Below are 23,437 nucleotides of genomic sequence, written 5' to 3' on the forward strand. Positions count from 1 at the left end.
CCCACGCGCATGCGCTTCAGAACCGCCGCAGTCACCGCCGCCTTCGCGGCCCTCCTGACCGCGGCCGCCCCCTCGGCCACCGCCGAGCCCCACACCACTGAGCCGCGCGCCGCGGCGGCCCCCGGCCAGGTCTGCTTCTGGTCCGAGCCCGGGATGATGGGCCACGCCTGGTGCTACGGCCCGCCCGGTTACGCGGAGGCCGAGAATGGCACACAGCGCCACGCCTACTCCTTCGAGTCGCGCGTCAACGGCAGCGTGTACGCCATCAGTTACGGCCCCGGAAGCGGCTGCTTCTACCGGGAGATCCGCAAGGACGACTACGACGAGAACTGGACGGCCTGGGCCAAAAAGCTGGACGGCGTCAGCGACACCACCATGGGCTGCGAGCAGGGCTGACGTAGGCACATGCCCCACCGCACCCGCCGCCGGCTCCCCGCCGCCGCACTGCTCCTTGCCTCCGGCCTCCTCCTGACCGCGTGCGGCCATGCGCCCACGCCCCGCGAACTCCCACCGGACGACATCATCAGGTCGGCCCAACAACAGCTGACGGACGGCTGCTTGAAGAGGCAGGGCCTGACGCCACCACGCCCGTACAACGGCGCCGGAGCCGAACCCGGCGCGGGCGACGCCTCGGTCCGCGCGACCCAAGAGCGCACGGCGGCGGCCCTGTTCGGCACGGGCCGCACGGAACTCTCCTTCGAACTCCCCACCGGCTACACCGTGCGCGCCCACACGGACGGCTGCCTCGCCGCGGCCCAACGCACGCTCTACGGCGATCAACGGCGCTGGTTCCGGGTCTCGACGATCGCCAACAACCTCAAGCCGGAGGCGACATACCGCCACCGCACCCTGGCGTCGGTCCGCGCCGAGCACCGCGAGGAACTCGCCGACTGGCGAACCCTGCGCGCACGGGCCCTGCACCACGCCAAGACACAACTCGGCGCCCGCCACCAGACCCAACTGGGCGCCCACCCACAGAAAGAGAAGCACGCGCCATGACCATCAAGCACAAGTCCACGGCCCTGCTCGCCGCCACGCTCCTGGCGGTCGGCACCGCGGTGACCACGTCGGCCGCGGCCCAGGCGGCCTCGTGCCCGAGCGGCCAGTTCTGCGCCTGGACGGACGCGGACTTCGGCGGCCAGCGCACCAACTGGTTCGGCGACGACCACGATTGGGAGGACCCCATCCAGGACGCGGACTCCTCCTGGGCCAACCACGGCATCTCGGGCCCCGGCATCAAGGACCACGTCCAGGTCTACGAGAACCCGGGCCTCGCCGGCTTCGGCACGGTCTGCCTGGCCCCCGGCCAGGAGATCGCGAGCCCGAGCGGCTGGGCCAACGACAGCGGCGACTCCCACACATGGAAGATGGAGTGCTGACTGCCGCCCCATCACCCCCGGTGCACCCCTGCCCCCGCCACGGGGTGCACCGCCCCCCGAAAACCACCGCGCCGAATCAGCCGATCGGCAACCCCGCGGGAAGCCCCCCGAGCATCGAGGCCGGCCCCTGCACCGCGTGGTCGACCTTGGCCGTGGCAGCCGCGGGGTCACCCCTCAGCTCGCCGTGAGCCGCGTCGACGTCGACATCGCTGAGGGGGTTCTTCAGGTCCTGCGTCGTCTTCGCGGCGGAGTCGAGCATCTGCGTCTCCCCACCGGCGGGCGGCTGCGGCGCGGCGAACGCGGGAGACACGGCCCCCAGAGCGAGCCCGACACCGACGACACCAGCGGCAGCCTTGACGATCTTCACGAGAAGAATCCCTTCCGGCGGGGCCCGACGGCAGCACGACGGTCGTACGCCCGGAGCATCCACGGACCGGACACCCACACGGCCCTCACCGGATTCCCCAACTCCCCCGCGATCCCCAAGGTTCTGCCCGACCACCCGATCGGTCACGGAAGATCTCCGAGCCGGACCCGGAACCCGGCCCCGAGGCCTGCCTCATATGGGTTTGCCGGGCGGGGCCACAGGCAAGGTAGGCTGTCGAAACATCCCGGGCGCGTAGCTCAGTGGTAGAGCGCTGCCCTTACAAGGCAGATGTCGGCGGTTCGAAACCGTCCGCGCCCACCCGGACGAAGACCCCCGGCCGATCATGGCCGGGGGTCTTCGGCGTGTGGCCGACGGGGCCGTGGATGTTTCCGTCGCCCGCGACCGTGGTAGTCCGCACCTCGTGTCCGCCCGCAGCGAAGACGGCGAAGTCACGGTGCGCAGCGCGAACTAACCGGCCCGTGTGTTCGTCATTAACCGGTGGGAGAATGTGACACCGGGCAAGGCGGATGACAGCACGGGAGAGGGATAGTGACGGCGACACCTTCGCAGCCGTACACACCGGACACGTCGAGCAAGCCAGTCATGCCGGACGAGGATGTACGTCGCTGCGGGAGCGTGCGGCCGCTTCCCCGCCCGGACGGCAGTCCCGGCCGCCGCGACGGCCGGCGGCATCGCAGGACCGCCCTCCGTGATGCCGTGGCGCTCACCCTCCTGCCCCTCCCCCTTCTCGCCCTCGCCCTGCCCGCCGCCTTCGCCGGCGGCGGCACCCGGCGGTGGTTCGGGGGGCGCGGGGAGAGCGTGCGGGCCGACGCCCAGGCCGCGAAGGACGCGGCGGCGGCTGCGTTCTACGAATTGGACACCGCCCAGCGGGATCTGCGGATCTCCATCGAGACCATCGTCGCCGTCGACTCCACACCCGCCGCGCAGCGGGCCGTCTCGGACTTCGAGGCCATCGGCCGGCGGATCGACGAGGCCAGCCATCAGTACATCAGCGCCGTCGACGCGCACGACCTCGACCGCGACGACCTGGAGGCGTCCGTCGCCGCCCGCGCGCGCACGGAGCTCACCGAGGCCAAGGGCGAGCTGGACAAGGCCAAGCAGGACCTGGACCGGTTCCAGCAGGGGCTCGGGCCGCTGCTCGACAAGGCGGAGACGCAGCTCGCCCGCCTCGCCCCGGCCGTCGAGCGCGCCCGGCAGACCCTCCTCGCCGCCAGCAACGCCCTCGATGCCGTTCGGGGCGCCGGGCTCAAGGCCGATGACCTGGCCGCCCGCCTCGCCGCCCTCGGGCCCGAGCTGACCAAGCTCAATCAAGGAGCGGGGCAGCACGGCGTGCCGGAGACGCTGCAGCGCGCCGACCGCGTCCTGCGTGATGCCGAAGCCGTCCGCGCCGAGGCCGAGCGGCTGCCCGAGCGGGCCGCCGAGATAGACCGCCGACTGGTGACGCTGCGTACGCGCGCCCAGGCCCTGACCACCCGCAGCGGACAGGTCGACCCGGTCCTCAGCGAACTGCGGCGGCGCTTCACGGCCGCCTGCTGGCAGGACCTGCAGCGCGTCCCCGACCAGGCCGCGGAGAACGTACGGCAGGCGGAGACCAAGCTCAAGGAGGCCAAGCAGGCGCGCGAGGAGCAGCGCTGGCCGGACGCCACATCGCTGCTCTCGACGGTTCGCGCCCTGCTGAACTCGACGGACGAGGCGGTCTCGGCCGCCGGCGACCGGCTGCAGCGGCTGAACGCGGTGGCGAAGGACCCCCAGCACGAGATCGAGCGCACCCGCTTCGCGATCCGCGACGCCCAGCGCCTGGCCATGGCGGGGCGCCAGACCCCGGAGCAGCGGCACGCACGCCCGCTGGACGAGTCCGTGGCCCGCCTGGACCGCGCGGTGTCCTCCCTGGAGGGACGCCACCCGGATTACTGGCACTTCCTGACCGAGACCGAAGCCGTGCGGCAGGCGGTGGGGCGCGTGGTCACCCAGATCCGGGAGGAGCGGGGGCAGGGGGCCTGAGTGCCCCGGGCCGGTCCTGGAATGCGGTCCGCGGCCCGCGGGCGGATCCTGGAGTTACGTACAGAAGCGGCCTCCGCGCGCACCAAGGGAGGCGGACATGGCCACGCATGTACTTCACCCAGGGGCGAAGCGGCCCAGGCGGCGCGTCACACTGAACGAGCACCTGCCCGTGGACCACCGCCTCAGCACGGTCTACCGCGTCGGCGCGGGTCTCATGGGGCTCGTCCTGCTCGCGTTCGGCATTCTCGGCCTGATCGACAAGGTCGGCTTCTTCGACACCGGGGGCGACAAGGTCGCCGGTCTGAACACGAACGGCGCGCTCAGCGTCCTGTCCATCTGCGTGGGGCTGCTCCTGTTCGTCGGCATGGTGATCGGCGGCAACTTCGCCTCGACGCTCAACATGGTCCTGGGCTGCGCCTTCATCCTCAGCGGCTTCGTCAACCTCGCCCTCCTGGACACCGGCCTCAACTTCCTCGCCTTCCGCATCCCGAACGTCCTGTTCAGCTTTGTGGTGGGCGTCCTGCTGATGATCTTCGGGATGTACGGGAGGGTCGGCTCGGCCCTGCCGCACGACAACCCCTACTGGCGGGCGCGCCACCCCGAGCACGAGCAGGTGCGGCACGCAGGGCACGGGCGGGGCCGCAGAGCTCACCCGCCGGAGCGGGCCCAGGGCCCTGAGCGGGCGCAACCCTGAGCGGGCACGCCGAACCCCCTGTGCGAGCCTTGGGGCATGTCCGACCCCACCACAGCCACAGCCCTCACCACTGCCTTCAGTACGGCCCTGCGGACCCGGCGCCTGGTCGCCATCGTGCGCGGCACGGACGCGGAGGCGTCCTTCCGGACCGTCATGACACTCGTCGAGTCCGGTGTCCCGCTCGTCGAGGTCTCCCTCAGCGGCGCCGACGCACTGGGTGTGCTGCGCCGGGCGCGCTCCGAGCTGGGCGAGGGGGCCTGGCTCGGCGCGGGCACGGTCCTCACCACGGACGACGCGCGGCGAGCCGCGGACGCGGGTGCCAACCTCATCGTGACGCCGGGCCTCGGCGCCGGGGTGGACGAGGCTCTGCGCCGTGAACTTCCCGTCGCTGCCGGGGTGTTGACCCCCACCGACGTGATCGCGGCGAGCGCGGCCGGCGCGACCGCGCTGAAGATCTTCCCCGCATCGGCGATGGGCGGTCCCGCGTATCTGAAGGCGCTGCGGGCCCCCTTCCCCGACCTGCCCTTCGTACCGGTGGGCGGCGTGGACGCAGCCGCCGCCGAGGAGTATCTGGCGCTCGGCGCGGTCGCCGTGGGCGTCGGCTCCCCGCTCATCGGGGACGCGGCGGACGGCGGGGACCTGGACGCGCTGCGGGGGCGCGCGGCGGAGTTCGTGGCGGTCGCGGGGGCCGGTCGATGAGCGGCGCCAGCGGCGCCGCCGATGTCCTGACCCTGGGCGAGACCATGGTCGCCCTGCGCGGCAGCGGCCCGCTCAAGCTGGGCGGTTCGATGGACGTGTCCATCGCGGGCGCCGAGTCGAACGTGGCCATCGGCCTGGCGCGGCTCGGCCACGCGACGCGATGGGCGGGTGCCGTCGGCGACGACGAGGCGGGCGAGCTGGTGCTTCGCACGCTGCGCGCCGAGGGGGTCGACGTCGGCGGCGCGACCCGCGATCCGGACGCGCCCACGGGTCTGATCCTCTTCGAGCCCCGGCTGCCCGAGGTGACCCGCGTGCACTACTACCGTGCGGGTTCCGCCGGTTCACGCCTCACGGCGGCCGCGGTCGAGCGCGCCTTCACCGCTCCCGGCGGCGCACCCCGCGTCCTGCACCTCACCGGCATCACCCCGGCCCTCGGCCCGTCCGCCCTCGACGCGTGCCGCCGCGCGCTCGAACTGGCCCGGGAGCACGGCACGACGGTCTGCCTCGACGTCAACTTCCGCTCACGGCTGTGGAGCGACAAGGAGTCCGCCGCGGTGATGCGCTCCTGGATTCCGTACGTCGATGTCCTCATCGCGTCGGACGACGAACTGCCGCTGTGCGTACCGGAGACGGCGGCCGCCGGTGAGGCCTCCGCCCTGGCCGAGGAGCTCCGCGCGCAGGGCGTCCACGAGGTCGTGGTCAAGCTCGGCGCCGACGGTGCCACCGCGTACACCGGCGACGGCGAACTCTATGCTCCGGCGCGCCCGGTGCGGGCCGTGGACGCCGTGGGCGCGGGGGACGCGTTCGTCGCCGGGTACCTGTCGGCGCTGCTCGACGGGGACGACGTGGCAGGGCGCCTCGACCGGGCCGTGACGACGGGGGCCTTCGCCGTGGCGTCGCACGGGGACTGGGAAGGGGCCCCCACGCGGGCCGAGCTCGGGCTGCTGGGAGCGGGGCCCGGGACCGTGGTCCGCTAGCCGCTGGCGGGGCCCGGGACCGTGGTCCGCTAGCCGCAGCAGCCGCCGCCACAGCAGCCGCCTCCGCCGCCGCCACCCGGGGCGGGGGCGGACGCCGAGGCCGAGCCGCCGACGGCCACCGTCGACAGCAGCTTCACCGTGTCCTCGTGCCCGGCGGGGCAGGAGGCGGGTGCGGCGGACTCGGCCATCGGGCGGCTCAGCTCAAAGGTGTCGCCACAGGAACGGCAGCGGTACTCGTATCGGGGCATGGGCCAAGGCTAACGGCAGCGGACCGGCCAGTGGTCAGCCGTTGGCAGAACCATGGCGAAGGGATCCCCGGCCATGGCGAAGGGGCTCCTGGCCATTGCTGAGGGACTCCTGGCCATGGCTGAGGAACCCCCGCAGGATCTCCTCCCCCGCCGCGACCCCTCGCTCCGGAAGGACCGTGAGCCCAGGAGCCGTCCAGCCGGTGTCGGCCAGTTCACCGTGCCCCGGCCGCCACGAGCGGTCGGCGGCGAGCAGCAGATCGGCGTCGAGGAGCGAGTCGCCAGCGGCGAGGATCTCGTCCGCGTCGATACGGCGTGCCACCTCGCGCACCGCCGCGCTCTTGGTCAGCGGCTTCGGCACGGCGTAGATCTTGCGGCCCTGCAGCGAGACGGTCCAGCCGCGGCCCTGCGCCCACTCGGCGAGCTCCTTGACCCACCCTTCCGGGAGCAGGGAGCGCTCGACGACCAGATAGGCGAAGAGATCCTCGGCGACCCGCTCCTTGAGGAGCCAGGCCGGGTCGGCGGTGCGCACCATGTGTGCGCGGACCTCGTCGAGCGATGCGCACTCGGCGGCGAGGCGGCGGCCGACGCCCGCACGCCACTCGGGGTCGGACACCCCGTCCACCAGCAGGTGCCCGCCGTTGGCACAGATCGCGAACTTCGGTGCGGGGCCGGGCAGATGGATGCGGCCGTACTGTTCGCGCGTACGGGTGGTCGTCGGCACGAAGACCGTCGCGCGCCCCACCTCGTCGAGCAGCCCGGCGGCGGTCTCGGTGACGTACGAAAGCGGCTTGCTCTCGTACACCTCGACGCAGAGCAGGCGCGGCGCGTCGGCGTCGGGCATGGTCAGGCCGAGGGCGGCGGCGGAGTAGATGAGGGTGCGGTCGAGGTCGCTGGCGACCAGCGGCATCCGGGAGGTGCTCACTTGGCGGCCACCGCCTTGCCGTCCGTGCCGGTGGCTCCGCGCGTGAACTGAGGGTGGATCAGTCCGACGCAGGTGTAAGGGAGTTCGTCCACTTCCTCGACCGGTACGCCGCGCTGCTCCGCGAGGAGTCGTACGTGATCGAGGTCGGCCCCCGCTCCCGCGCGCGCCAGGATCTTCCACGGGACGCGCCGCAGCAGCACGCGCGTCGTCTCGCCGACGCCCGGCTTGACCAGGTTCACGTCGTGGATCCCGTACTCCTCGCTGATCCGCTCGACGGCGGCCCAGCCCTCCCAGGTCGGGGCCCGGTCCGCCGAGAGCAGCTCCTTGGCCTGGGCGTCGACGGCGTCGGCCACCTCGTCGAAGCGGGCCGCGACGGCGTCGAGGAAGTCGAGGGAGACGTCGCCGTCGGCGAGCTCGCGGTAGAACTTCGCGCCGTGGAAGTCGTCGGGTCCGACCAGGTCCGCTCGCAGCACGGTGCGCGAAATCAGGCCGGACACGGTCGAGTTGAGGCAGGCCGAGGGGATGAGGAAGTCCTCGCGGGTGCCGTAGGTGCGCACGCACGAGCCGGGGTCGGCGAGCACGGCGATCTCCGGGTTGAAGCCCGCGGGGCCACCGGCCTCCTCGAACTCCCGCACGGCGTCGGCGAGTTCACGCGTGATCGCCCCCTTGCCCGTCCAGCCGTCGACGAAGACGACGTCGGCCGTGTCGTGGTGGGCGGCGAGCCAGCGCAGCGCGTTGGCGTCGATGCCGCGGCCGCGCACGATCGACACGGCGTAGTGCGGCAGGTCGAGGCCGTGCCGGTGCTGCGCCCAGCGCCGCATCAGCACGCCGACGGGCGTGCCCGCGCGGGCGAGCGAGACGAGGATCGGGCGTGGCGACCGCTCGGCGAGCACGGTCTCGGTGACGGTGCCGACGGCCCGCGCGATCCGCGCGGCGGAGGTGCCGAGGGCCGCGCGGAACAGCTCTTGGTACTGCGGGCTCGGCTGGTACTCGACCGGCAGCGACTCGGCGTAGTGCGCGCCACCGCTCTGTATCGCCTCCTCGCGCTCCTCGGTGGGCGCCTCGAGCCGCACGTCCGAGAGATCCTGGAGCAGCCAGCCGACGTCTTCGGCCGCGTACGAGGAGAAGGCGGGGCCGCGGAGGGGCTCGGGCAGCATGGAGGGCCTTTCGGGGTCGTGCTGAGGGACGTGCTCGGGGGCCTGCTCAGAGGTCCGCCCGGGGGCCGACTCGGGGGCCTGCTCGGGGACGTACGAGGGCACGACGGCGAGCAGCACCTGCGGGGCGTGCGCGGCGAGCTGCGCCAACAGCCCTTCGGTGGCGTGGAGTTCGGGCCGGTCGCCCACGGAGTCGACCACGGCGACGATCGCGTCGAAGCCGCCGCCCGCGACGTTGTACGCGTACCGCTCGCCGGGTCCGTCGGCAGGGGCGTCGTGCGCGGGGAAGACGAGGCGGCTGCGGATGGCGTACCCGGGGTCGTCGACGGCGAGGACCGGCGAGCGGGTGGTGGTGGAGTAGCGGACCTCGGTATCGCCGCCGAGCCTCTCCTCCAGGGCCGCCCCGAGGGCGAGCGGCGCGTACATCAACTCCTCGAAGCCGAGTACGAGAACGCGGGCGGGGGCCGGAGCCGGGGCCGGTCCCTGTGCGTCCAAAAGCAGCGCCTGCGCGATCCGCTCCGCCATCCCGGGCAGCGCGGTGTCCAGCGCCGTCCGGTGCTCGGGGGTGAACCCGTGGCGGCCACCGTCCGGGACGCCCGCGGGCCAGGCGAGGTCGACCCGGGTGACCGAGCCGCCCTCGCGGCGCGGGGCGGGGAGCGCCGAGGCCTCGTACTCCTCGACCAGCGCCTGCCCCTTCTCCAGGACGCCGTCCGGCAGGCTCACCGTGCCGGACGCCATCGTGATCAGGTCGACCCGCGCGCCGATCTCCCGCGCGAAGTCGGCCAGACGGCCCTGGTCCTGCGGGGAGCGCATGTCGACGAGCGCCACGATGACGTACCGCTCGCGCGGGAACAGCTCGTGCAGGGCGCGGATGGTGTTGAGGACCGTGTTCCCGGTGGAGAACTCGTCGTCGACGAGGACCAGCGGGCCGTCGCTGGTGAGCAGCCGGGAGTCCTCCGGGAGCAGCAGGTGCGAGGTCGCGTGCGAGTGGGACTCCTCGAAGCCGCCCGCGCTGCGCACCCCGTCGACCGGGCGGCGCGTGGAGTGGAGGTAGGGCGCGAGGCCGATGCCGTCCGCGACGCAGTGGCCGAGGCCGGTCGCCGTCTCCGCGTACCCGAGGACGACCGCGCGCCGGGCCTGAGCGTCGCCCAGGAGCGCGCGCGCCCGCACGCCGAGGTCGTGCCCGGCCGCGTACACGACGGAGGGGCGCTGCGGCACATGCTTGCCGAGGACGTTCGACACCAGGAGGTGCGCCCGCTTCGGGTTGCGGCGCAGGGCGAGGCCGAGCAGGTCGCTCAGCCCCGCGTCTCCGGCCAACTCCACGCCGAGCCGCTCGGCGACCCACGTCCCTGACCACACCACGTCGTCGTTCACAGTCCTCGCACAGTCCTTAGGTTCCTTACGTCCTTCGCCGTCGGCCGGAGAGCCCGGCGAGGCGGTGGTCAGCCGGAGATCCCGGCCGTGAGCAGCTCCACGAAGCCGATGTCCTCGCGCGCGACGCCGAAGACCTCGGCGCGCTGGAGGGTCCGCTCGGCCCACGCGCGGTGCGGCTTCACCTCGTTCATCTTGTTCGTGTACGCCGAGCGCATGACCCCGCCGCCGCCCCGCTCCGGGCGCAGGATGTCCTCGGCGTCGCTGAACTCCTCGTGGCTGACGACGGAGAGCGCGTGCACGGGCAGGACGTGCGAGGGGTGGATGCAGGTCTTGCCGAGCAGGCCGTTGGCCCGGTCGAGCTCGATCTCGCGGAGCAGCCCGTCGATGTCGTGCTCGATGAGCGCCTGCCGCAGCTCCTCCGCCCTGCCCTCCAGGAAGGGGCTCCGGCGCAGCTGCGGCTTGAACATCCTCTCCTGGACGCGGAAGTACTCCCACACGGGACCGGTCACGGTGAAGCCCGTGCCGTCGGCCCTGCCGAGGTGATTGACCACGTCGGCGATGACCGAGGCCACGATGTGTACGTCGTACGCCGTCATGTGCGGCGGCCTGCGCAGTCCGTACGCCGAGCAGAAGTCGGTGACGCCGAGCCGCAGCGCGAGCACCCGCTCGCGGTACTTGTCGACGGTGCGGGCGATCCCGGCGAGGGTCTCCGCGCGGCTCTCCAGGTGCAGCAGCTCGGGCGATTCGAGGACGGGCATCGCGAAGAGCCGCCGGCCGCTGGTGGCCTCCGCCGCGGCGAGCGACTCCAGGAAGGCGACGCCGCGCTCCTCGGTGAACTTGGGCAGTACGAATCCGGACAACAGCCGGATGCTGGGTCCGAGGCGGTCGACCAGGTCGGCTATCTGCTCGGGGGCCCGGACCCGGATGAACAGGAGCGGCGGCTGTGCGCCGTCCCGCTCCGCCAGGTCGGCGAACTGCCTGACCAGGTTCTCCTCGGCACCGATGACCTCCGAGTCGTCGATCGAGTCCTCGAGGCAGAGCACCATCGAGATCACGCCACGCCCTGCCTGTTTCAGGATGTCGTCGGCGAGGCGGGGGCGCGTGGCGGGGCTGTAGAGCGTGGCCCCGAGGGCGGCGGCGAGCAGGCGCGGGGAGGAGTCCGCAGTGAAGGTGCACGGCTCCCGATGGAAGAGACGCTGTCGCACCTCTGGGGCTATATGCCCGAAATGACGCATGATTTCCCCTGTACTCGTCGGCGCGATCCGACGTGATGTGGCCGGTAATAGTACGTAGGGACGGGTGTCAAGGGTTCCCCATGGGCATGAAATTCAGGTAACCCGGCCATGTCAGACACACAGGCCACACACCGTCACCCCCGCGTTGTCCCGTCCAGGACCGGGAAGGCAGGATGACCGCATGACGCACGCGATGTTGAAGGGGTCGAACGTCCCGCTCGAAGCCACGGCCGTCCGCGCAGTGCTGCGCTGGACCCCCGGGCAGGGTGTCCCGGACGTCGACGCGTCGGCTCTGCTCCTCGGCGCCGACGGCCGCGTGCGGTCCGACGAGGACTTCGTCTTCTACAACCAGCCGCGCCACCCGTCCGGCAAGGTCTGGCGGCTCGGCAAGAAGCGCGTCTCCCAGGGGCTCTCCGAGGGCCTGACCGACACGATCCAGACGGATCTCGCGGGCCTGGATCCCGCCGTGAGCCGCGTCCTGCTGGTCGCCTCCGCCGACAACGTCGCCTTCGAGAACGTACGCGCGCTGCGCATCCTGCTGTACGACGCCGGAGCGGGCGATGCCGAACCGCTTGCGTACTTCGACATCACCCCGCAGACGGGCGCCGAGACCTCCCTGATCTGCGGTGAGCTCTACCGACGCGGCGACGTCTGGAAGTTCCGCGCCCTGGGCGAGGGATATCTGAACGGCCTGGAGGGTCTCGCCGGCGACTTCGGCATCTCCGTGGACGAGTCGGAGGCGGTGCCCGAGCCGACGAACGAGGCCTCGCTCCCGCAGCCGTATCCCCAGCGTCAGCCGCTGCCCGAAGCGGTCACGCAGGCCCAGGTCACGCAGACTCCGGTCACGCAGGCCCCGGCTCCGCAGCCGTTCCCCGCACCGGCCCCTCAGCCTTCGTACGGCTATCCTCCCGAGCCCCCGCGCCACCAGCCCGCCCCGCAGCCGTCCTACGGCTACCCGCAGCACGCGCCCGCCCAGGCGGCGCCGGTCCCGCAGCCCTCGTACGGCTATCCGCAGCCCGTGGCCGCGATGCCCGACCCGAACTTCCGGCTGCCGCCCCAGGGGCCGCAGTTCCTCGCACGCTGAGGGCGCGGGGCCGAGGCCGGTCGTCCCTACGAGGCCGGTCCCGAGGCCGGGGCCAGGGCCGGGCCCGTGGCGGTTCTGGAGTGAGGACACCGCGCGGCCCGCTCAGGTGCCGCCCACCTTCGACTTGTAGCCACGGCCCCACTGCAGTCCCCAGCCGTACAGCCGGTCGAGTTCGGCCTGGAAGCCGTACACGAACTTCACCTCGCGGCGCACGATCAGCTCGTCCTTGACGTTCTCCAGCGTGAATATCGCGCAGGAGCGGGCCTGCGGCTGGCGCTCGTCCAGGTCGATCTCGATCCGCGGGCCGTTGCTGGGGTAGAGCGTCACCTTGGCGTGCGTACGGTCGAAGGCCGGCGTCTGGTCGTAGATGTAGGCGAAGAACAGCAGCCGCTTGATCGACTCGCGGTGGTCGAGGTTCACGTAGATCGTCTCGCCCGACGGCGAACCGAACCGGTCGTCGCCGCTGAGCTTCACGAACGGCGGGGCGTTCAGGTCCCCGAAGAAGCTGCCGAGCGGCTGCACGACGCCCTTGGTGCCCTCCACCGTCTCGTACAGACAGCCGAGGTCGAGGTCCACGTTGACCACGCCCTGGGTGTGCGCCTGCACCACGTCCGGCTGGAACATCTTGAACGGGTGCCGCAGCAGGCCGCCGCCCTTGGGCTTGCCGATGATGTCGGACGTACGCATCTGCCAGGAGAGGTTGACCCGGAGGTTGCCGGTGGCCGCGCCCTGTTTGTTGAGCGAGACCGTCGGGTGCCGCTTGGTGAGTTCGATGGAGTTGGTCGCGGCGCTGCCCGACTCGTAGTCCATCGTGCGCCCACGCCAAAGACCGTCCCAGAAGGACATCGCCGCCCCCAATGAATGCCGGAGCCCCATGGGCCCGTTACGAATGCCACGGGGCGGCCAGGAGGACTCGTCCTCGTTGGCCGCCCCGTTCAGAAGCGTTCCTCACTCGGCCCCGGGTCACACGCCGGGAACGCGTCAGACCCGAAGTCACACGCCGGAAGAGACCTCGGTCTTCTCACCCGATGAGCCCGAGTCGTTTCCTTCGGCACGTGCCAGCGCCTTGTTGCGGCGCACGGACGACCAGAAGGACCAGGCGATCAGGACGACGCCGACGAGACCGGTGATGACCTCGTGGATCTCGTACTGGATCGTGACGAGCAGGATCACGGCGAGGGCGCCGATCGCGTAGTGCGCGCCGTGCTCCAGGTAGACGTAGTCGTCGAGGGTGCCCTGGCGGACCAGGTAGACGGTGAGCGACCTGACGTACATCGCGCCGATACCGAGGCCGAGCGCCATCAGGACGATGTCGTTGGTGATGGCGAAGGCGCCGATGACGCCGTCGAAGGAGAACGACGCGTCCAGGACCTCGAGGTAGAGGAACATGAAGAACGCGGCCTTGCCGGCCATGACGACGGCAGGAACCTTCTTGCCGCTCTTCCTGGCCTCTTCCTCCTGCTCGTGCTCGCGTTCTTCCTCTTCCTCGAGTTTGTTCTCGAAGAAGCCCGACAGACCGCCCACCACCAGATAGGTGATGAGGCCGGCGACGCCGGAGAGAAGCACCGTCTCGGCCTTGTTCACATGCGCGCCACCGTGCTGGTGGGCCTGGGTGGCGACGGTCATCGCGGAGATCATCAGCACGATGAGCGCGATGCAGGCCGACAGCATGTCGATCTTGCCGAGCTTGGCGAGCGGGCGCTCGAGCCAGCCGAGCCACTTGATGTCACGGTCCTCGAAAATGAAGTCGAGGAAGATCATCAACAGGAACATGCCACCGAACGCGGCGATCGACGGGTGAGCGTCGGTCACCAGCTGCTGGTAACGGTCCTTGTCGTTGAGCGCGAGCCGCACGGCCTCGATGGGGCCGATCTTGGCGCTGATGGCCACGATCGCGACGGGGAAAACGAGCCGCATGCCGAAGACGGCGATCAGCACACCGATGGTGAGGAAGATTTTCTGCCAGAAGGCACTCATCTTCTTCAGGATCCCGGCGTTGACCACCGCGTTGTCGAAGGACAGCGAGATCTCGAGGATGGACAGGATCGCCACGATCCCGAAACCTGTCCACCCCCCGTAGAACACCGCCGCGACCAGGCCGAGCGCGGTAACCGCGAACGACCAGCCGAAGGTTTTCAGAAGCACTGGCTACCCAATCGTGTGTGTACGGGCTCCCGTGTAGCGGTCTCCCCCGCGCCGGTCCCCAGCTTTACGAAACATTGACCCCGAAGTCTAGAGCGATGCCCCGCAGTCCAGACGCGTACCCCTGCCCAACGGCACGGAACTTCCATTCCCCTCCGTAGCGATACACCTCTCCGAAGATCATCGCGGTCTCCGTGGAGGCGTCCTCGGAGAGGTCGTAGCGCGCGAGCTCCTGGTGGTCGGCTTGGTTGACCACGCGGATGAAAGCGTTGCTGACCTGGCCGAACGTCTGGCCGCGATTGTCCGCGTCATGGATCGAGACAGGGAAGACGATCTTGTCGCAGTTGACGGGAACCTTGGAGAGGTCGATCAGGAGCGACTCGTCGTCCCCGTCACCCTCACCCGTGAGGTTGTCGCCGGTGTGTTCGACGGAGCCGTCCGGGCTCTTGAGGTTGTTGTAGAACACGAACCACTCGTCGCCGATCACCCGGCCCGAGTTGCACATCAGCGCGCTGGCGTCGAGGTCGAAGGGGGCTCCGGTGGTGGAGCGCGCGTCCCAGCCGAGGCCGATCAGGACCTGTGTGAGGTTCGGTGCGGCCTTGGAGAGGGAGACATTGCCTCCCTTGGCGAGCGTGACGCCCATGATGTGGTCCTCCCCGTGGTTCGAGAGCAAGAAATCCCTGCGCTCCCCTGGGTCGGGAGCGTGTCCGGGAGCAAGAGTTTGAGCGCGTCCGGCGCCGCACTCGTGGTGTGCGGCGCCGGACGACAAGACGGAGGGCGTTACTCGGCTCAGACGTTGACGCCGAAGTCCTGCGCGATGCCGCGCAGGCCCGAGGCGTAACCCTGGCCGACGGCGCGGAACTTCCACTCCGCTCCGTTGCGGTACAGCTCACCGAAGACCATCGCCGTCTCCGTCGAGGCGTCCTCGGAGAGGTCGTACCGCGCGATCTCCGCGCCGCCCGCCTGGTTCACGACGCGGATGAACGCGTTGCGGACCTGGCCGAACGACTGCTGGCGGGTCTCGGCGTCGTAGATCGAGACCGGGAAAACGATCTTGTCCACGTCGGCCGGGACGGTCGCCAGGTTGACCTTGATCGCCTCGTCGTCACCCTCGCCCTCACCGGTGGTGTTGTCACCGGTGTGCTCGACGGATCCGTCCGGGCTCTTCAGGTTGTTGAAGAACACGAAGTTGCCGTCGCTGCTGACCTTGCCCTCGGCGTTGGTCAGGATGGCGCTGGCGTCGAGGTCGAAGTCCGTACCGGTGGTGGTACGGACATCCCAGCCCAGGCCGACCAGAACCGCGGTCAGGCCGGGGGCCTCCTTGCTCAGCGATACGTTGCCGCCCTTGCTGAGGCTGACTCCCACAAGTCCTCCCAAATTGATGTCCAGGGGCGGGGAGCCCCAGTCGTGCTTTGCCATCGGATCAACGAGTGGATCCTAGTGACCGGTTCCCGGCCGCCACAGGCTCTGCACCTGAAGAATCACAGGGTGTCACCCCTGAGGAATCACAGGGTGTCGAGTGCCTTGACGTACTCGTTGAGGTCGCGGGCGTCCGGCAGACCGTTGACGACGGTCCAGCGCACGACGCCCTCCTTGTCGATGATGAAGGTGCCGCGCACCGCGCAGCCCTTCTCCTCATCGAAGACCCCGTACGCGCGCGACGCCTCACCGTGCGGCCAGAAATCGGAGAGCAGCGGGTACTCGAGGCCCTCCTGCTCGGCGAAGACGCGCAGCGTGTGCATGGAGTCGTTGGAGACCGCGAGGAGCTGCGTGTCGTCGTTGACGAACTTGGGCAGTTCGTCGCGCAGCGCGCAGAGCTCGCCCGTGCACACGCCGGTGAACGCGAACGGATAGAAGAGCAGCACCACGTTCTTCTTGCCGCGGAAGTCCGACAGCTTCACGGCACGGCCGTGGTTGTCCTTCAGCTCGAAGTCCGGCGCTTTGGTGCCGACCACGATCGCCATGAGTACGCATCCCTTCGATGGGGCTGTTCGGGTGACGACCACCCTACGCAACGGGCGTTTCGTGCGATCACCCCGCAGGGCGGGACTTTCCCCGCGGCCCGCGCGCACGCGTGAGCCCCCACCGACGGCATGCGTCGATGGGGGCTCACAGCGATTGCTCAGTCGACTTCCTGCTGCCTGAGCGGCAGCTTCACCGCTTCTTGCCTGCCGCCTTCGGCGTGACCAGACGGCTGCCCGTCCAGTCCTTGCCCGCGTTGATGCTCTTGGTCTGAGCGAGCCCTGCGGTCTGGGCCGCTTCGTTGATGTCGCTCGCCTCGACGTAGCCGTCACGGCCCGTCTTGGGCGTCATCAGCCAGAGGTCGCCGCCTTCTTCGATCAGCTGGGTGGCGTCAACCAGCGCATCCGTCAGGTCGCCGTCGTCCTCGCGGAACCACAGCACTACAGCGTCAGCAGTGTCGTCGTATTCCTCGTCGACGAGCTCGCTGCCGATCACCCCTTCAATGGCCTCGCGGAGCTCCTGATCGACATCGTCGTCGTAGCCGATCTCCTGGACCACCTGCTCGGGCTGGAAACCCAGCCTCGCGGCAGGGTTGGTCCGCTCCTCCGCGTGGTCCGCGGTCGCGCTCACGGCTTGCCTCCTGATCATGTTTTCGGGAATGCCTTCACCCACGCGCGTGCGCGGGACATTGGCGGTAGTCCACACGGGCGGACCGGATCGCGCAAGTACCCGGCCGTCAAGACCGCTGAAACGGTGACGTTCCCGGCCGTGTCGCCGCAACTCAAGGCCCACCTGCCAGAACTTTCTCCGCTCGCACTTCGCTCGTACGACGCCGAACGGAACTGAGGTCCGAACGGCCTTACGAACCGGCTAGGCAGGATGGGCGTATCGTTGCGATTTGGTCGAGCCTACCCCAGGGCCGCCGGGCGGAGGCCTTGGTTACCTCTCAGTAGAGATGACGATTCCGCCCACGCGGTACACGATGGGGAACGTCTCACAGCCAGGCAGAACCCAGGCGAAAGCCCCAACAGCGAAGGAACAGCGTGGCTTCCGGATCCGATCGCAACCCGATCATCATTGGCGGCCTGCCGAGTCAGGTCCCGGACTTCGATCCCGAAGAGACCCAGGAGTGGCTCGACTCCCTCGATGCCGCGGTCGACGAACGCGGCCGCGAGCGGGCCCGCTACCTGATGCTCCGGCTCATCGAACGTGCGCGCGAGAAGCGCGTGGCTGTGCCCGAGATGCGCAGCACGGACTACGTCAACACGATCGCCACCAAGGACGAGCCGTTCTTCCCCGGCAACGAGGAGATCGAGCGCAAGGTCCTGAACGCGACCCGCTGGAACGCCGCGGTGATGGTGTCGCGCGCCCAGCGCCCCGGCATCGGGGTCGGCGGTCACATCGCCACCTTCGCCTCGTCGGCCTCGCTCTACGACGTGGGCTTCAACCACTTCTTCCGCGGCAAGGACGAGGGCGACGGCGGCGACCAGATCTTCTTCCAGGGGCACGCGTCCCCCGGTATCTACGCCCGCGCCTTCCTCCTCGACCGGCTCTCCGAGCAGCAGCTCGACGCGTTCCGACAGGAGAAGTCGAAGGCCCCGAACGGGCTCTCGTCCTACCCGCACCCGCGTCTGATGCCGGACTTCTGGGAGTTCCCGACCGTCTCCATGGGCCTCGGCCCGCTCGGCGCGATCTTCCAGGCGCGGATGAACCGCTACATGGAGGCGCGCGGCATCGCCGACACCTCCAAGTCGCACGTCTGGGCCTACCTCGGCGACGGCGAGATGGACGAGCCCGAGTCGCTCGGCCAGCTCTCCATCGCCGCCCGCGAGGGCCTGGACAACCTGACCTTCGTCGTCAACTGCAACCTCCAGCGCCTCGACGGCCCGGTGCGCGGCAACGGCAAGATCATCCAGGAGCTGGAGTCGCAGTTCCGCGGCGCCGGCTGGAACGTCATCAAGCTGGTCTGGGACCGCAGCTGGGACCCGCTGCTCGCGCAGGACCGCGACGGCGTCCTGGTCAACCGGCTCAACACGACGCCCGACGGCCAGTTCCAGACGTACGCGACCGAGACCGGCTCGTACATCCGCGAGCACTTCTTCGGCGACGACCACCGCCTGCGCTCCATGGTCGAGAACATGACCGACGAGCAGATCCTGCACCTGGGCCGCGGCGGCCACGACCACAAGAAGGTCTACGCGGCGTACGCGGCCGCCAAGGCCCACAAGGGCCAGCCGACCGTCATCCTGGCGCAGACGGTCAAGGGCTGGACCCTCGGCCCGAACTTCGAGGGCCGCAACGCCACCCACCAGATGAAGAAGCTGACGGCCGACGACCTCAAGGGCTTCCGCGACCGTCTGCACATCCCGATCACGGACAAGGAGCTGGAGGGCGGCGCCCCGCCGTACTACCACCCCGGCCGTGACTCGGAAGAGATCCAGTACATGCACGACCGCCGCCAGGGCCTCGGCGGTTACGTCCCGACCCGGGTGGTCCGCTCGAAGCCCCTCCAGCTTCCCGAGGACAAGACGTACGCGACCGCGAAGAAGGGCTCGGGCCAGCAGTCGATCGCCACCACCATGGCGTTCGTCCGCATCCTGAAGGACCTCATGCGGGACAAGGAGATCGGCAAGCGCTTCGTGCTGATCGCCCCCGACGAGTACCGCACCTTCGGCATGGACGCCTTCTTCCCGAGCGCGAAGATCTACAACCCGCTCGGCCAGCAGTACGAGGCCGTCGACCGCGAGCTGCTCCTGGCCTACAAGGAGTCCCCGACCGGCCAGATGCTGCACGACGGCATCTCCGAGGCCGGCTGCACGGCCTCGCTGATCGCCGCGGGCTCGGCCTACGCCACCCACGGCGAACCGCTGATCCCCGTATACGTCTTCTACTCGATGTTCGGTTTCCAGCGCACCGGCGACCAGTTCTGGCAGATGGCCGACCAGCTGGCCCGCGGCTTCGTCCTGGGCGCCACCGCCGGCCGCACGACCCTGACCGGCGAGGGCCTCCAGCACGCGGACGGCCACTCGCAGCTGCTCGCCTCGACCAACCCGGGCTGCGTCGCCTACGACCCGGCCTTCGGTTACGAGATCGCGCACATCGTCAAGGACGGCCTGCGCCGGATGTACGGCCCCGACAGCGAGGACGTCTTCTACTACCTCACCGTCTACAACGAGCCGATCCAGCACCCGGCCGAGCCCGCCGATGTGGACGTCGACGGCATCCTCAAGGGCATCCACCGCTTCAAGGCGGGCGAGCAGGGCGCCATCCCGGCGCAGATCCTCGCCTCCGGTGTCGCGGTCCCGTGGGCGGTCGAGGCCCAGCAGATCCTCGCTTCGGAGTGGAACGTCAAGGCGGACGTCTGGTCGGCGACCTCCTGGAACGAACTGCGCCGCGAGGCGGTCGACGTGGAGCGCCACAACCTCCTGCACCCCGAGGAGGAGCAGCGCGTCCCGTACGTGACGCAGAAGCTCTCCGGTGCCGAGGGCCCGTTCGTGGCCGTCTCCGACTGGATGCGGAGCGTCCCCGACCAGATCTCCCGCTGGGTCCCCGGCACGTACCAGTCCCTGGGCGCCGACGGCTTCGGCTTCGCGGACACCCGCGGCGCTGCCCGCCGTTTCTTCCACATCGACGCGCAGTCGATCGTGGTCGGCGTGCTGACCGAGCTGGCCCGCGAGGGCAAGGTCGACCGCTCCGTACTGAAGCAGGCCATCGACCGCTACCAGCTGCTCGACGTCACGGCGGCCGACCCGGGCGCCGCTGGGGGCGACGCCTAGTCCCTACGGGGCGGGCATGAGCGATACCCGTAGCACGTAGGTCGTTCGGAGGGCGGTGGGGCGGTGGCTCCCGCCGCCCTCCGGCGTTTCCTACGATGCGCGCATGGAAGCGCCCATAAAGCACCTACCGGCACAGCTCCGTTGGGAGCGACGCACCCAACGTCCGCTCCTCGTGCTCGCGGTGGCCTTCGCCGTCGCCTACGCCGTGCCCATCGTGGTGCCCGACGCGAGCAAGAGCGTCGCGACCACCTGCACGGCGGTGGAGTGGATCGTCTGGGCCTCGTTCGCCGCGGACTACCTCATACGCCTCTATCTCACCGACCACCGCAAGCAGTTCGTCCGCTCGCACTGGCTCGACCTCTGCGCTGTCCTCCTCCCCATGCTGCAGCCGCTGCGGTTGCTGCGACTCGTCTCGACTCTGATGCTGGTGGGGCGCCGGGCCCGGATGGCGTCCCAGATTCAGCTGACGACCTATGTCGCCGGTGCTGTCGTGGGCCTCCTCATGTTCGGTTCGCTGGCTGTCCTTTCGGTGGAGCGGGAGTCACCGAACGGCAATATCAAGACCCTTGGCGACGCGGTGTGGTGGTCCTTCACCACGATGACCACCGTCGGCTACGGCGATCACGCGCCGACGACCGGGCTCGGCCGCATACTCGCGGTCGGCCTGATGCTCTCGGGCATCGCACTGCTTGGTGTGGTCACCGCCAATATCGCGGCCTGGTTCATCTCGCGCTTCGACCGGGACGACGTCGAGGAGCGGCGCCAGACCGCGGCGATCGAGGCGCTGACGACGGAGGTCCGAGCGCTGCGGGCCCAGGTGACGGCGCTGTCGGGCGGGGCGCCTCCGTCGGCTCCGGCTGAGGTTCCTCCGTCGGGGCCGGCCGAGGCTCCTCGGTCGGCGCCGACGGAGGTTCCGCGGCCGACGTCGGAGGAGGTTCCGCGACCGGCGCCGGCCGCGGACGCTCCTCATGTGCCTCCGGTCAGTTCTCCCAGACCTTGAACGCCCGCACGCGATAAGGCGATTCGGGGAGCCAGGTGCCACCCCCTGGATAGGTGTCGAACTCGCCGGTCTCGCCGCACTCCGCGGATTGATACGTGGTGACCGGCCGGCCCGTGCGGTTGGCGAGGGCTTGAGCGCTGCCCCCCTCCGGCAGCGCTACACAGCTCTCGATGTCGATCTCGGACAGCTCATACGTCTGTCGGGCGCCTCTGAAATTCGCCTTCTCCCATAGGCAGAGCTCCCCCGGCCCGCAACCGGCGAGCTTGGGTGGCTCCGCCGCCCCCGCGTGCCTGGCGGGCGCGCCGGAATCTCCCTGGGCGGACGGTGCCGTGGCTCCTGCCTGTACGGGGGTAAGGATCACCGTGGCGAGCGCGGCTGCGGCGAAGGTCGTGGGCATGGTCATACGCATCTGCTTCAACTCCCGTGTCGTGTCGATCACTTGTCAGAACTGTGACCCACTCGCTAGCTCCGTCGGAAGGGGTACGGATGTGCGTCACCCAGATAGGCGAAAGCCCCCCAGTTGGACCCTGAGGGGCTTTCCCTGATGCGTGCGCGCCAGGCAGATGCTTGCTCGACGTACGCCTTGATCATGTCCGGAATGTCTCCGGCGCCCGGAGCAGATGAACTTGGCGCAACCGGAGTCCAGAACGCTTCCGGCTAGATGTGCCCGACTCCGGCGCCCGCCTCGGCATTGGCGCCCCGCTTGGTCAACGTGGCGACGAGGGCAGCGACGACCGCGACGGCACCGGCGACGGTGAAGGCCAGACCCATGCCGGACACGAACGTGTCGTGCGCGACGGAGGTGATCACCTCGGCGACCGGCTCCGGCGTCTTCGGCGGGACCGGCGCCCCGCCCATCTGGACCGCGGCGGACGCCTGGTCGAGCTGCTCCGGCGTCATGGGCGGGAGCTTGGCGTCGGCCCAGTTCGCGGGAAGGTCGTTGTCGACCCGGGCGGCCATCACCGCGCCGAGAACCGCCGTGCCGAGAGCGCCGCCGACCTGCATGCCGGCCTGCTGGAGACCGCCCGCCACGCCGGACAGCTCCAACGGGGCGTTGCCGACGATGACCTCGGTGGCTCCCACCATCACGGGCGCGAGGCCGAGGCCCATCATGCCGAGCCAGAGCGACATCGGCAGCGTCGCGGTGTCCGTCGTCATCGTGGACATGCCGAACATCGCGATGGCGGTGGCCACCATGCCGCCGACGAGCGGGACGCGCGGGCCGAACTTGGTGATGAGCGCACCGGCGATCGGCGAGGAGACGATCATCATGGCCGTCAGCGGCAGGAGGTGCAGTCCGCTGTCGACCGGACTCATCCCATGCACGTTCTGCAGATAGAACGTGACGAAGAACAGCCCGCCCATGAAGGCGAAGGCCATGAGGACCATCAGGACCGTGCCCGCGGACAGCGGGACGGACCTGAACATGCCCAGCGGGATGAGCGGTTCCTTGACCTTCGTCTCCCAGAAGGCGAAGAGCGCGAAGAGCACCACCGCGCCCGCGAGGAACAGCAGCGTCCTCGTCCCGCCCCAGCCCCACTCCGAACCCTTGATGAGGGCCAGGATCAGCGCGAACATGCCGCCCGACAGCAGGAAGATGCCCGGGATGTCGAAGGACTTCGGCGCGTTCTCCGCGCGGTGGTCCTTGAGGATCACCAGGCCGAGGACGAGAGCGATGACGCCGACGGGCACGTTGATGAAGAACACCGACTGCCAGCTGACGTGCTCGACGAGCAGGCCGCCGACGATGGGGCCACCCGCGGTCGATGCGCCGATGACCATGCCCCAGATGCCGATCGCCATGTTCAGCTTCTCGGCGGGGAAGGTGGCGCGCAGCAGGCCGAGCGCGGCCGGCATCAGGAGGGCCCCGAAGAGGCCCTGGAGCACGCGGAAGGCGACGACCAGACCGACGCTGCTGGAGAACCCGATCGCGCCGGAGGCCACGGCGAAGCCCGCCACGCCGATCAGGAAGGTCTGCCGGTGGCCGAACCGGTCACCGAGCTTGCCGGCGGTGATCAGCGCGACGGCGAGCGCGAGGAGGTAGCCGTTGGTGATCCACTGGACACCGGACATCGTGGTGCCGAGGTCCTTCGCGATGGCCGGGTTGGCGATCGCCACGATCGTGCCGTCCAGCGCGACCATCATCACGCCGATCGCGACGGAGAAGAGCGTCAGCCAAGGGTGGCCACGGAGCCCCTTGGCCCGGGTCGGAGCGGACGATGGCTCCGGCGCCTTGTCCGCCTTGTCGACGGTGATCTGACTAGTCATGCGTTCGAGGCTAGTGTCAGTCGCTGACAGTTGACAAACCATTTCACAAGTCGGTAACTGTCACGTAGCTCACAGATAAGGTGAGCTGGTCAAACGGTCGACAGAGGGGCATGGCGTGAGGACCGAGCAGCGAG

At 70.0% G+C, this 23,437-nt stretch carries 23 protein-coding genes and 1 tRNA gene; 11 read left to right on the plus strand and 13 right to left on the minus strand.

Annotation, left to right across the window (positions count from 1 at the left end; translation table 11 throughout):
* The first annotated feature begins 9 nt into the window (after positions 1-9).
* The 3 genes from AC07AG_RS16180 to AC07AG_RS16190 are packed head-to-tail and all read left to right on the plus strand — an operon-like array spanning position 10 to position 1,379.
* On the plus strand, positions 10-396 hold the full coding sequence (locus AC07AG_RS16180; RefSeq protein ID WP_478755745.1) for a hypothetical protein: 387 nt from the start codon (positions 10-12) through the stop codon (positions 394-396).
* 9 nt (positions 397-405) lie between these two features.
* Positions 406-999 carry a hypothetical protein gene (locus tag AC07AG_RS16185; protein ID WP_478755746.1) on the plus strand — a complete coding sequence of 198 codons (594 nt, stop codon included), beginning with the start codon at positions 406-408 and terminating at the stop codon, positions 997-999.
* Positions 996-1,379: a peptidase inhibitor family I36 protein gene (locus AC07AG_RS16190; protein ID WP_478755747.1), complete on the plus strand. Its 384-nt coding sequence runs from the start codon at positions 996-998 to the stop codon at positions 1,377-1,379. The genes AC07AG_RS16185 and AC07AG_RS16190 overlap by 4 nt, the downstream gene beginning before the upstream one ends.
* A 76-nt stretch (positions 1,380-1,455) precedes the next feature.
* On the opposite strand, the gene AC07AG_RS16195 is transcribed toward AC07AG_RS16190, so the two are convergent.
* The gene (locus tag AC07AG_RS16195; RefSeq protein ID WP_478755748.1) at positions 1,456-1,746 is read right to left on the minus strand and encodes a hypothetical protein; all 291 of its coding nucleotides are present in this window, start codon (positions 1,744-1,746) and stop codon (positions 1,456-1,458) included.
* A gap of 246 nt (positions 1,747-1,992) precedes the next feature.
* Here AC07AG_RS16195 and AC07AG_RS16200 point away from each other — a divergent pair.
* The 5 genes from AC07AG_RS16200 (at position 1,993) to AC07AG_RS16220 (ending at position 6,138) form a co-directional block, all read left to right on the plus strand.
* Positions 1,993-2,064: transfer RNA gene (locus AC07AG_RS16200), tRNA-Val, on the plus strand.
* 231 nt (positions 2,065-2,295) lie between these two features.
* Complete coding sequence (locus AC07AG_RS16205) at positions 2,296-3,768, plus strand: hypothetical protein (RefSeq protein WP_478755749.1); 1,473 nt, start codon at positions 2,296-2,298, stop codon at positions 3,766-3,768.
* 97 nt (positions 3,769-3,865) lie between these two features.
* Positions 3,866-4,462 carry a DUF4383 domain-containing protein gene (locus AC07AG_RS16210; protein WP_478755750.1) on the plus strand — a complete coding sequence of 199 codons (597 nt, stop codon included), beginning with the start codon at positions 3,866-3,868 and terminating at the stop codon, positions 4,460-4,462.
* A 36-nt stretch (positions 4,463-4,498) separates the two neighbouring features.
* Complete coding sequence (locus tag AC07AG_RS16215; RefSeq protein ID WP_478755751.1) at positions 4,499-5,161, plus strand: bifunctional 4-hydroxy-2-oxoglutarate aldolase/2-dehydro-3-deoxy-phosphogluconate aldolase; 663 nt, start codon at positions 4,499-4,501, stop codon at positions 5,159-5,161.
* A complete protein-coding gene (locus tag AC07AG_RS16220) occupies positions 5,158-6,138 on the plus strand; it encodes a sugar kinase (protein ID WP_478755752.1) in 981 nt (326 codons plus the stop codon). The genes AC07AG_RS16215 and AC07AG_RS16220 overlap by 4 nt, the downstream gene beginning before the upstream one ends.
* A 29-nt stretch (positions 6,139-6,167) precedes the next feature.
* Here AC07AG_RS16220 and AC07AG_RS16225 read toward each other — a convergent pair whose 3' ends face one another.
* From AC07AG_RS16225 to AC07AG_RS16240, 4 genes are all read right to left on the minus strand, one after another.
* Positions 6,168-6,386, minus strand: a complete 219-nt coding sequence (locus AC07AG_RS16225; RefSeq protein WP_478755753.1) for an FmdB family zinc ribbon protein — start codon at positions 6,384-6,386, stop codon at positions 6,168-6,170.
* Between the two features lie 34 nt (positions 6,387-6,420).
* Complete coding sequence (locus AC07AG_RS16230; protein WP_478756289.1) at positions 6,421-7,293, minus strand: HAD family hydrolase; 873 nt, start codon at positions 7,291-7,293, stop codon at positions 6,421-6,423.
* Positions 7,294-7,304: 11 nt separating this feature from the next.
* Positions 7,305-9,836 (minus strand): phosphoribosyltransferase, encoded by a 2,532-nt coding sequence (locus AC07AG_RS16235; protein ID WP_478755754.1) that lies wholly within the window; start codon positions 9,834-9,836, stop codon positions 7,305-7,307.
* Positions 9,837-9,904: 68 nt separating this feature from the next.
* The gene (locus tag AC07AG_RS16240; RefSeq protein WP_478755755.1) at positions 9,905-11,071 is read right to left on the minus strand and encodes an HpcH/HpaI aldolase/citrate lyase family protein; all 1,167 of its coding nucleotides are present in this window, start codon (positions 11,069-11,071) and stop codon (positions 9,905-9,907) included.
* 181 nt (positions 11,072-11,252) lie between these two features.
* Between AC07AG_RS16240 and AC07AG_RS16245 the strand changes: the two genes are divergently transcribed.
* On the plus strand, positions 11,253-12,155 hold the full coding sequence (locus AC07AG_RS16245; protein ID WP_478755756.1) for a TerD family protein: 903 nt from the start codon (positions 11,253-11,255) through the stop codon (positions 12,153-12,155).
* A gap of 102 nt (positions 12,156-12,257) precedes the next feature.
* On the opposite strand, the gene AC07AG_RS16250 is transcribed toward AC07AG_RS16245, so the two are convergent.
* From AC07AG_RS16250 to AC07AG_RS16275, 6 genes are all read right to left on the minus strand, one after another.
* Positions 12,258-13,001 carry a TerD family protein gene (locus AC07AG_RS16250; protein ID WP_478755757.1) on the minus strand — a complete coding sequence of 248 codons (744 nt, stop codon included), beginning with the start codon at positions 12,999-13,001 and terminating at the stop codon, positions 12,258-12,260.
* Positions 13,002-13,148: 147 nt separating this feature from the next.
* Positions 13,149-14,300, minus strand: coding sequence for a DUF475 domain-containing protein (locus AC07AG_RS16255; RefSeq protein WP_478755758.1), 1,152 nt, complete (start codon positions 14,298-14,300; stop codon positions 13,149-13,151).
* A 64-nt stretch (positions 14,301-14,364) separates the two neighbouring features.
* Entirely contained in the window at positions 14,365-14,940 is a 576-nt protein-coding gene (locus tag AC07AG_RS16260; protein ID WP_451203292.1) for a TerD family protein, read from the minus strand.
* A gap of 146 nt (positions 14,941-15,086) precedes the next feature.
* Positions 15,087-15,662, minus strand: coding sequence for a TerD family protein (locus AC07AG_RS16265; protein WP_249593057.1), 576 nt, complete (start codon positions 15,660-15,662; stop codon positions 15,087-15,089).
* 140 nt (positions 15,663-15,802) lie between these two features.
* Positions 15,803-16,261, minus strand: coding sequence for a peroxiredoxin (locus tag AC07AG_RS16270; protein ID WP_478755759.1), 459 nt, complete (start codon positions 16,259-16,261; stop codon positions 15,803-15,805).
* A gap of 190 nt (positions 16,262-16,451) precedes the next feature.
* Positions 16,452-16,889 (minus strand): DUF3052 domain-containing protein, encoded by a 438-nt coding sequence (locus AC07AG_RS16275; RefSeq protein ID WP_478755760.1) that lies wholly within the window; start codon positions 16,887-16,889, stop codon positions 16,452-16,454.
* Positions 16,890-17,302: 413 nt separating this feature from the next.
* Here AC07AG_RS16275 and aceE point away from each other — a divergent pair, with 413 nt between their 5' ends.
* Both aceE and AC07AG_RS16285 read left to right on the plus strand, forming a co-directional pair.
* Positions 17,303-20,035 (plus strand): pyruvate dehydrogenase (acetyl-transferring), homodimeric type, encoded by a 2,733-nt coding sequence (gene aceE / locus AC07AG_RS16280; protein WP_361046210.1) that lies wholly within the window; start codon positions 17,303-17,305, stop codon positions 20,033-20,035.
* 103 nt (positions 20,036-20,138) lie between these two features.
* The gene (locus AC07AG_RS16285) at positions 20,139-21,035 is read left to right on the plus strand and encodes a potassium channel family protein (protein ID WP_478755761.1); all 897 of its coding nucleotides are present in this window, start codon (positions 20,139-20,141) and stop codon (positions 21,033-21,035) included.
* Here the strand turns inward: AC07AG_RS16285 and AC07AG_RS16290 are convergent.
* Both AC07AG_RS16290 and AC07AG_RS16295 read right to left on the minus strand, forming a co-directional pair.
* Positions 21,016-21,432 (minus strand): peptidase inhibitor family I36 protein, encoded by a 417-nt coding sequence (locus tag AC07AG_RS16290; protein ID WP_478756290.1) that lies wholly within the window; start codon positions 21,430-21,432, stop codon positions 21,016-21,018. The genes AC07AG_RS16285 and AC07AG_RS16290 overlap by 20 nt on opposite strands.
* Positions 21,433-21,692: 260 nt before the next feature.
* Positions 21,693-23,303 carry an MFS transporter gene (locus tag AC07AG_RS16295; RefSeq protein ID WP_478755762.1) on the minus strand — a complete coding sequence of 537 codons (1,611 nt, stop codon included), beginning with the start codon at positions 23,301-23,303 and terminating at the stop codon, positions 21,693-21,695.
* Positions 23,304-23,437: the final 134 nt, after the last annotated feature.

It is taken from the genome of Streptomyces sp. NPDC044044 (assembly GCF_056434405.1).